The sequence below is a fragment of the Streptomyces sp. NPDC006624 genome, from assembly GCF_040611555.1.
GTDB lineage: Bacteria > Actinomycetota > Actinomycetes > Streptomycetales > Streptomycetaceae > Streptomyces.
Genome location: NZ_JBEXOM010000101.1, coordinates 1 through 1,054, shown reverse-complemented (window position 1 = coordinate 1,054; position 1,054 = coordinate 1). Strand labels below are relative to the sequence as shown.

The following is a 1,054-nucleotide window of genomic DNA, read 5'->3' as shown; positions in this document are numbered from 1 at the left end:
GATGGCTTGCTTGCCGATTACCGCGGCCGCGTGCCCGGCGCCAGCGTGCTGGTGCTGCGCGACGGCCGCCCGCTGCTGCGCCGCGGCTACGGGCTGGCGGTGCTCGAAGACGGCATCAAAGCTACGCCGCAGACCAATTACCGGCTGGCCTCGGTCAGCAAGCAGTTCACCGCCGCCGCTGTGCTGCTGCTGGCGCAGGACGGCAAGCTCGGCCTGGACGATCCGATCCGGCGCTGGCTGCCGAGCCTGCCCAAGGCCTGCGACGCGATCACCCTGCGCCAGATCCTCAGCCACCAATCCGGCCTGATCGACTACGAAGACGTGATGCCGGCGAGCTTCGACGCCGACGCCCACCAGATGCACGACAGCGACGTGCTGGCGGTGCTCGAAGGCCAGGACCGCACCTACTTCGCGCCCGGTAGCGGCTATCGTTACAGCAACAGCGGCTATTCGCTGCTGGCGCTGGTTGTGGCCAAGGCTTCCGGGCGCGGCTTCGCCGAATTCCTGCGCGAGCGCATCTTCCTTCCGCTGGGCATGCGCGACACCGTGGCCTACGAGCGCGGCGTGTCGAACGTGGCGCACCGCGCCTACGGCTACAGCTACGAGAACGGACGCTGGCAACGCACCGACCAGAGCCCGACCAGCGCGACGCTCGGCGACGGCGGCATCTATTCATCGATCGACGATCTGGCTAAGTGGGATGCGGCGTTGTACGACCAGCGCCTGCTCAGCGACGCCTCGCGCGCGCTCGCTTTCGCCGCGCACACGCCGACCGACGCGCCGGACGTGGGCTACGGCTATGGCTGGCGTATCACCGGCGAGACCTTGTGGCATTCGGGCGAGTCGATGGGATTTCGCAACGTGATCGTGCGTTGGCCGCAGCGGCGGCTGACGGTGGTGGTGTTGAGCAATCGCAACGATCCGGAGCCGTATCGGATGGCGTTGAAGATCCGGGATCTGTATTTGCCGGGGAGTCCGGTTCGCGGGCATTGAGCGATGCGCGCGGGAGCGGGGTTGCGTCGTAGTTGAGTTGGCGCGGTCGCGGCTTGCGCCG

Annotated in this window: 1 protein-coding gene; it reads left to right on the top strand. The window is 67.8% G+C overall.

The features are described 5' to 3' along the window. A partial coding sequence (locus ABZY20_RS37450) for a serine hydrolase domain-containing protein (RefSeq protein ID WP_356448035.1) occupies window positions 1-993 on the top strand: 993 nt, incomplete at its 5' end. Window positions 994-1,054: the final 61 nt, after the last annotated feature.